General features: G+C 69.3%; 7 protein-coding genes and 1 pseudogene. 3 read left to right on the forward strand and 5 right to left on the reverse strand.

From position 1 onward, the window contains the following. The coding region (locus tag GCN81_RS18595) for a carboxyl transferase domain-containing protein (RefSeq protein WP_325065113.1) at nt 1–704 on the reverse strand (704 nt) is incomplete at its 3' end. 280 nt (nt 705–984) lie between these two features. On the opposite strand from GCN81_RS18595, the gene GCN81_RS18600 reads away from it, so the two are divergent. Beyond that, a complete protein-coding gene (locus GCN81_RS18600; RefSeq protein ID WP_156725779.1) occupies nt 985–1611 on the forward strand; it encodes a YceI family protein in 627 nt (208 codons plus the stop codon). 57 nt (nt 1612–1668) lie between these two features. Here the strand turns inward: GCN81_RS18600 and GCN81_RS18605 are convergent, their stop codons facing one another. From GCN81_RS18605 to GCN81_RS18620, 4 genes are all read right to left on the reverse strand, one after another. Then, nucleotides 1669–2247: a YdeI/OmpD-associated family protein gene (locus GCN81_RS18605; protein ID WP_156725780.1), complete on the reverse strand. Its 579-nt coding sequence runs from the start codon at nt 2245–2247 to the stop codon at nt 1669–1671. A 90-nt stretch (nt 2248–2337) separates the two neighbouring features. Further along, nucleotides 2338–3690, reverse strand: a complete 1353-nt coding sequence (locus GCN81_RS18610) for a hypothetical protein (RefSeq protein ID WP_156725781.1) — start codon at nt 3688–3690, stop codon at nt 2338–2340. A 53-nt stretch (nt 3691–3743) separates the two neighbouring features. After that, nucleotides 3744–5390, reverse strand: a complete 1647-nt coding sequence (cimA, locus tag GCN81_RS18615) for a citramalate synthase (RefSeq protein ID WP_156725782.1) — start codon at nt 5388–5390, stop codon at nt 3744–3746. Nucleotides 5391–5766: 376 nt separating this feature from the next. After that, nucleotides 5767–6021 (reverse strand): winged helix-turn-helix domain-containing protein, encoded by a 255-nt coding sequence (locus GCN81_RS18620; RefSeq protein WP_231626829.1) that lies wholly within the window; start codon nt 6019–6021, stop codon nt 5767–5769. Nucleotides 6022–6366: 345 nt separating this feature from the next. On the opposite strand from GCN81_RS18620, the gene GCN81_RS32880 reads away from it, so the two are divergent. Continuing rightward, on the forward strand, nt 6367–6549 hold the full coding sequence (locus GCN81_RS32880; RefSeq protein WP_325065114.1) for a hypothetical protein: 183 nt from the start codon (nt 6367–6369) through the stop codon (nt 6547–6549). 412 nt (nt 6550–6961) lie between these two features. Continuing rightward, a pseudogene (locus GCN81_RS18630) lies at nt 6962–7287 on the forward strand (WXG100 family type VII secretion target); the annotation flags it as partial.

Below are 7287 nucleotides of genomic sequence, written 5' to 3' on the forward strand. Positions count from 1 at the left end.
CCGGCGTGGACGTCGGCGCCGCCGAGACCGTTCTGGGTGATCTCCTCGCCGGTGACCGCCTTGACGACGTCCGGACCGGTGATGAACATCTGCGAGGTCTCACGGACCATGAACACGAAGTCGGTGAGCGCCGGGCTGTAGGCCGCGCCACCCGCGCACGGGCCGAGCATCACGCTGATCTGCGGGATAACGCCGGAGGCGCGGGTGTTGCGCTGGAAGATGCCGCCATACCCCGCGAGGGCCGAGACGCCCTCCTGGATGCGGGCGCCCGCGCCGTCGTTCAGCGAGACCAGCGGCGCACCCGCCGCGATCGCCATATCCATGATCTTGTGAATCTTCGTCGCGTGGGCCTCGCCCAGCGCGCCGCCGAAGATCCGGAAGTCGTGCGCGTAGACGAAGACCGTACGGCCCACCACCGTGCCCCAGCCGGTGATCACACCGTCGGTGTACGGCTTCTTCGCCTCCAAGCCGAAGCCCGTCGCCCGGTGCCGCCGCAACTGCTCGACCTCCCGGAACGACCCCGCGTCCAGCAGCAGCTCAATCCGCTCACGCGCCGTCAGCTTGCCCTTCGCGTGCTGCGCCGCGGTCGCCTTCTCGCTGGGTCCAGCCAGCGCCGCCGCGCGGATCTCGCGCAGCTCGGCCACGCGGCCACGGGCGCCGGTGGGCTCGCCCTCCTGGGAAGCGGTCTCGTCCAAAACGGTCATGTAGCGACCTTACGAAGTGCGCCCCCTAAAAGGGGCCGTCGACTCCACACAGTGTCCGGGCCGTTTTCCTGGTAGCCCTGGACAGAACCTGCCTGCGATGCAGCTGTTGTACCTGCTCAGGGGGTTTCGCGGTTGTGGGGTCCACACAACCATCTGCTGAGACACCACTCACACCCCTCCAGTTGTTGAAATCTAAACCAGATGGGTTTACGGTCGTTCTAGTTGAACATTCAACTGCATTGCTGCATGGCTGCATGCACAGGATCAGAGGAGTAGGACCATGGGAATCTTCGGCCGCAGGAACACCAGCAGCACCACCGCCACCAGCACGGCCACCGCCACCGTCGCGGCTCCCAACCCCGCACTCGCGGCACTGACCGGCGATTACACGATCGACGCCTCGCACACCACGATCGGGTTCACCGCCCGCCACGCGATGGTCACCAACATCAAGGGCTCGTTCGTCGACTTCACCGGCTCGCTGCACCTGGACGGCACTGCCCCCGCCCAGTCCACCGCGGCGCTCGACATCGCGATGAACAGCATCGACACCGGCTCCGCGGACCGCGACGGCCACCTCAAGAGCGCGGACTTCTTCGACACCGAGCAGTTTCCGTCGATGACATTCCGTTCGACGCACGCCGAGGCCCTGGGCGGCGACGACTACCGCATCACCGGCGACCTGACGATCAAGGGCGTCACCAAGCCGGTCGCCATCGACCTGGAGTTCAACGGCTCGGCCACCGACCCCTTCGGCAACGAGCGCGTCGGCTTCGAGGGCAAGGCCGAGATCCTGCGCTCCGACTGGGGCCTGACCTGGAACGCGACGCTGGAGACCGGCGGCGTACTGGTCTCCGACAAGATCAAGCTGAGCTTCGACATCTCGGCGATCAGGAACGCGGCCTGACCCGCCTTCCGCCCCGGGGCGGAAGCCTCACCGCGCCTCGCGTCACCGCACCGCGCGCTACCGCACCTTCCGCCCCGCCGCCAGCTCGGCGATGACCTTCTCCAGCCGGGCTGCCCGCACCTCGGGCGTACGCGCCCTCAGCAGCCGTACGATCGCCAGGTACTGGTCCGTCCTCCCGAGGCGCTCGAAGAACTCCGCCGCCTGCTCGTTCCCCTTGAGCGCGGCGGCGAGATCATCCGGGACCGTGGCGTTCTTCTGCGACTCGTACGCCGCCGCCCACCGCCCGTCCGCGCGCGCCGCCGCGACTTCCGCGAGCCCCGGCTCGCGCATCCGCCCGGCCGCCGTGAGCGCATCGACCTTCCGTACGTTCACCATCGACCACTCACTCCGGGACCTGCGTCGCGTGTACTTCTGCAGGTAGTACGCCGCGTCGTAGCGGCGGCGCTGTCCATCGATCCAGCCGTAGCAGAGGGCCACGTCCAGCGCCTCGCCGATGGTGACGGAGGCCAGTCCCGACCCCTTCTTCGCGATCTTCAGCCAGATTCCGTCGGGGAAGTCGTGGTGACCGGCAAGCCAGGCCTCCCACTCGGCCGAGTCTGCGAACGTCATGATCTTCAGGCCGTCGAGAGCATCCATAACCGCACCGTACGCCTGAACTAGGACCGAAACCGTCCTAGTTAGACGTGACTGACTTGAGCGCGACTGACTTGAGTACGCCGGTACGCGCTACATGAAGCCGCCGCCGAAGTCCCCGCCCCCACCGAAGTCCCCGCCGCCGAAACCGCCACCGAAGTCATCCGACCCGAAGTCCGCGCCCGACTGGTCGCCGCCCTCGTAGCCGGAGCCCGCCCCCGCGCCCATGTCGGCGTCCGCCGCGTAGGCCGGGCTGGCCATCATCGAGCCGAGCATGGTGCCGATCAGCAGACCGGGCAGGACGCCGCCGAAGTAGCCACCCGCCCAGGGGCCGTAGACCGGGCCCGCCTCGTAGTACGGGCGGCGGCCCTGTTCCGTATCGACCTGGCGGATCGCCGGGTCCTCGCCGTCCGCGATCCGTGCCTGGTCCGCCGCGCAGACGGGCACCTCGCGCGTGGGTCCGCCCACCGGGGCCCAGGAGACGTCGGCGACGGACGGGCCGTGCCGCGGGTCGAAGAAGCAGGGCGCCCTGCGCTCGGGCAGTTCGCGTCCCTCGCGGCGGGCGGCCAACACGGCGAGCGAGAAACGGCCGTCCTCGATCGTCTGGGTCACCGCGCGTACGTCGTCGGGGCGCTGCGCCGCCGCCATGAGCGACTTGGCCTGTTCGTACGCGTCCAGGGCGTGCTCGTAGTCGGTGCGCATCTGGTCCGTCGCGCCCTTCTCGCCCGGGTGGAAGTCGAGACGGTCCAGTTCCTCGCCGAAGGCCGTGATGTCCTCGTCGACCACGACGCCCAGCTTCTCCAGGGCGTTGCGCTCGGCCTCGGCCTTCTTCGCGCGGTTCCGCCTGGCCAGCGCGTACGCACCCGCGCCACCGGCCAGGACGACCGCGCCGAGTCCGATCAGGGCACCGGTGGGGTCGCCCTCGTCGGATGCGGTCCCCCAGGAGGCCGGGGCGCTGCCGCTGACGCTGTTGATCGCCAGGTCGGTGAAGCTGTTCAGCCGGGCCGCGGTGGTCGTACCCTCCATGCCCGCCTTGATGTTGTTGACGCCGTCGAGGGACAGGACGTTGGAGTCGGCGCGTGCGTCGAAGGTGTCGCCGAGCTGGACTCCGTACAGGCCGACGATGCCGGTCTGCGCGCGCAGCGCCGGGAAGAGCTGCTCGTTGGGGATGCCGTTCTGCTCAGCGAAGTCCGCTGGCAGGACGGCCACGAAGACCGGCTTGTCCGCGTCCTTGATCCGCTGCGCCAGGGCGTTCGCGTCGGCCGCCGAGAGCTCCCCCGACGCCTCCTCGTCGACGTAGACCGGACTCTCCCTGAGGGCCTGGCCGACCTCGGAGACGGACGTGTCCGCGTGCGCCCCGGGGGCCGCGAGGAAGGCGACCCCCAGGGCGAGCAGCAAGGCGACCGCGAGCCGGAGAGTGCTCTGCACCGCTGTGTGAGGCCTCATACATTCGAAGGTAACTCGGACGACGGCGGTACGGGCGGCGGTCGCGATGGCGCTCAGTCGACGGGCTCGACCCCCGCCCGCAGCAGCCCGTACGTGTACGCGTCCTCCAGCGCCTGCCAGGACGCCGCGATGACGTTGTCCGCGACGCCGACCGTGGACCACTCGCCTTCGCCGTCGGAGGTCGATACCAGGACACGCGTGGTGGAGCCGGTGCCGTGGGTGCCCTCCAGGATGCGGACCTTGTAGTCCACCAGCTCCATCTTGGCAAGCTCGGGGTAGAAGCTCTCAAGGCCGACCCGCAGGGCCCGGTCCAGGCCGTTGACCGGGCCGTTCCCCTCGGCGGTGGCGACGATGCGCTCGCCCTTGGCCCAGAGCTTGACGGTGGCCTCGTTGGCGTGGCTGCCGTCCGGGCGGTCCTCGACGATGGCGCGCCAGGACTCGACCTTGAAGTAACGGCGGCGCCTGCCTTCGGCCTCCTCACGCAGCAGCAGCTCGAACGACGCGTCGGCCGCTTCGTACGTGTAGCCCGCCAGCTCGCGCTCCTTGACCCGCTCGACAACCCGGCCGACCAGTTCGCGGTCGCCGCTGATGTCGATGCCGAGCTCCTTGCCCTTGAGCTCGACGGAGGCACGCCCCGCCATGTCGGAGACCAGCATCCGCATGGTGTTGCCGACCCGCTCGGGGTCGATGTGCTGGTACAGATCGGGGTCGACCTTGATCGCGGAGGCGTGCAGGCCCGCCTTGTGGGCGAAGGCCGAGACGCCGACGTACGGCTGGTGCGTGGAGGGGGTGAGGTTGACGACCTCGGCGATGGCGTGCGAGATGCGGGTCATCTCGGCGAGCGCGCCGGGCGGGAGCACCCTCTTGCCGTACTTGATCTCCAGGGCGGCGACCACGGGGAAGAGGTTGGAGTTGCCCACCCGCTCGCCGTACCCGTTGGCCGTGCACTGCACGTGCGTGGCACCCGCGTCGACGGCGGCGAGGGTGTTGGCGACGGCGCACCCGGTGTCGTCCTGGGCGTGGATGCCGAGCCGCGCGCCGGTGTCGGCGAGTACGGTCCCGACGACGGCCTGCACCTGCGCGGGGAGCATTCCACCGTTGGTGTCGCAGAGGACGACGACGTCGGCACCCGCCTCGGCGGCCGTACGGACGACGGACTTGGCGTAACCGGGGTTGGCGCGGTACCCGTCGAAGAAGTGCTCACAGTCCACGAACACCCGCCGCCCCTGCTCGCGCAGATAACTGACCGTGTCGGCGATCATCGCGAGGTTCTCGTCCAGAGTGGTGCGCAGGGCGAGTTCGACATGCCGGTCGTGAGACTTGGCGACCAGCGTGATGACGGGTGCGCCCGAGTCGAGCAGCGCCTTGACCTGGGGGTCATCGGCGGCCTTGGCTCCGGCGCGGCGAGTGGCGCCGAAGGCCACCAGCTGCGCGTACTTGAAGTCGATCTCGTTACGAGCGCGGGCGAAGAACTCGGTGTCGCGGGGGTTGGCGCCCGGCCAGCCGCCCTCGATGAAGCCCACGCCGAAGTCGTCCAGGTGCCGGGCGATGGTCAGCTTGTCCGCGACGGTGAGGTTGATGCCCTCACGCTGCGCGCCGTCGCGCAGCGTGGTGTCGAAGACGTGGAAGGAGTCGTCGAGGCGCGCGCGCTCGGTGAGCGCGCTCTCGGTCTCTTCGATTGCGTCCGTTGCGTCCGTCATGCTGATCTGGCTCCTGTGTCGGATCTCGGTCTACCGGAATGACCGGTTCCACCGTCCCCTTAATGATCCCAGGCGCTCCGCCCCCGGCTGTGGTGGGCCGGGAAACAGAAAAACCTCTCGCGGGTGCGAGAGGTCTGCGCGCGGGTCTGAGACGACGGTGTCCGCCCGTACGTGGTGGTACGTGGCGGTCACTGCGGACCGGCGCGCCTGCTGCCAATAATCGTGGCGAACGAGAGCACGGCGGCAGTTTGCCACAGTTCCGCCCATGCCAGGGCGGGGTCTCACGATGCGGGCGCGGGGGGTTGGTTTCCAGCCAGGGTTCGCGACGGGCGACGGGCGGCGGGCGGGCGTGGGCGTCGCCGCCCGGGCCCGCAGGTCAGTCAGCGGTGGCGCTGCCGCCCTCGGGCGCCTCGACGGGCGGCTGCTCAACAACGAACGACCCCTTCGCGGGCAGAGTCTCAACCAGGCCGCGCGCTCGCAGCTCCCGCACAGCACGGCGCACCGTTCCCGCACTCACGCTGAACGCGTCCGCCAGCTCTCGCTCATTCTCAAGCCGCCCACCCGGCGGGATCTCCCCAGCACGGATGCGGCGCTCGAGGTCGTTGGCTACCCGCTGCCATTCGTAGATCACACCTCCATGCTCTGTGCACACTGCGCAAGCCGCACTTTGGGCAGCACACTGTGCACAGCGTGCACAGTGTGCGTATCCTCGTTACTCAGAGACGAAAACGCCCCCGAGAGATCCAGGCAGGGATCACTCAGGGGCTCACCGAAGATTGGAGCTTCGGCTATGCGCGACCTTATCCGCGTGCTCACCCTCTGGGCAGGCCTGGCGTTCGGGTTGCGGGGGTGCGGCCGCCACCGCGCCCGACCCGCAGCACTCCCACTCCCCCCGGCCGACCGGGCGCACTCGCACCTCGTGCCCCTTCCTGTCGCGCCCCGATGGGAACAGCCATCGCCCCGCTCCCCATACGGGATGGGCGGGCTGGACCTGCTACTCAACGGCGAGGACACCGCACTGGTGCGCCCATACCTGGTCGAGCACGACCGCCGACAGGAACGCGCCCGGCAGCGTCGTCGGCGCCTCGCGCTGGTGCTCGCGGCCGAGTACGGCATCGACCTCGACCAGCACCTCGTCGGCGCGGAGGCAGTGTCGTGAGCGAGCAGCCGCACGAAGACGCGCCCCTGACCGTCACGGTCTACCGCGTGAACCCGAGGCGCCCCACCAACCGCGAGGCCTACGTGGCACTGCTCGACCACGCCGCCGCATGCACAACTTGCCGCACGAGCCCGGTCCTGTGCCCAGACGGCCAACGCCTCGCAGAAGCCCTGCGGACCGTACAAAGCGAGGTGAAAGCGCCGTGATCTGCTGCCGCTGCGACCGGCCAATCAAACCGGGCGAGCCGCACGAACGACACGTCCACGACAGAGGGACAGGCCCGCCGCTGGTCAACTACAGCCACCACGAGAGGTGTACGACATCGGCCCCACCCCCAAGGGGCACAGCCCAGACTGTCACAGGCGGTAGCTAGAGTTGCCGTCCGGAGATTCGGCCACACGGGGAGGACACGATGGCGGGCGAAGACGAGGACGGCAGGGGCGGTCGGCCCGCGTGGCCGGGGTTGCAGTCCACGGACTTCGAGTCGATGTCGCATGCGCAGTTGGTGGCGTTGCTGGCGTCGGCGAACGCGTCGGGTCCGGCGGAGCTGGCGCGGAAGCTGTCCTCGGCGGCGAAGACGATCTCGAAGATCGGCGACGACCTGAAGACGCATGTGGGTGGCCTGCGTTGGCAGGGTGACGGCGGCGACACGTTCCGCGAGTGGGGCAACCAGTCCGCGAACGCGACGCTGCGGCTTGGCGATTACAGCCGGGTCGCGGCGCAGTGGCTGGAGGAGGC

Origin of the sequence: Streptomyces apocyni (assembly GCF_009739465.1) — a bacterium.
GTDB lineage: Bacteria > Actinomycetota > Actinomycetes > Streptomycetales > Streptomycetaceae > Streptomyces > Streptomyces apocyni.